The following is a 352-nucleotide window of genomic DNA, read 5'->3' on the forward strand; positions in this document are numbered from 1 at the left end:
GAAGGCAGACCAGACATGCCATCTACACGCTGCCACGGGCAGGACCACGGTTTTACACCGCCTTCAAGTGCTGCAATGATGTTGTCGGTAACGGTCTGATAAATGTCGGCTCTGGTTTTAGAAAATTTCGTTTTTGAGGAGCCTGACGGGTCCAGCGGGGATACGCTGGTTGCCGCTGCGGTGTTAGGGGCGCTAGTCTGGGTATGCAGGGAAATCGTCATGGTTTTCTCTCCGTCAGTGTGTGATTTTCGTCTTCGTATCGCCTGACGGTTCGCTTTCCCGGCAGCGTTCTGTCTTGCAAGGGCGCAGAATGCGTGCCATTTACCCTTGCAGGACGGGTTGTGTTGGGAAA

Annotated in this window: 1 protein-coding gene; it reads right to left on the reverse strand. The window is 54.3% G+C overall.

The window, feature by feature from the left end; all coding sequences use genetic code 11:
- Positions 1 to 221: ArdC-like ssDNA-binding domain-containing protein (locus tag NR126_RS28575; protein ID WP_256832509.1), on the reverse strand; the 221-nt coding region annotated here is incomplete at its 3' end.
- Between the last annotated feature and the right edge of the window lie 131 nt (positions 222 to 352).

It is taken from the genome of Pseudomonas sp. Pse1 (assembly GCF_024519635.1).
GTDB lineage: Bacteria > Pseudomonadota > Gammaproteobacteria > Pseudomonadales > Pseudomonadaceae > Aquipseudomonas.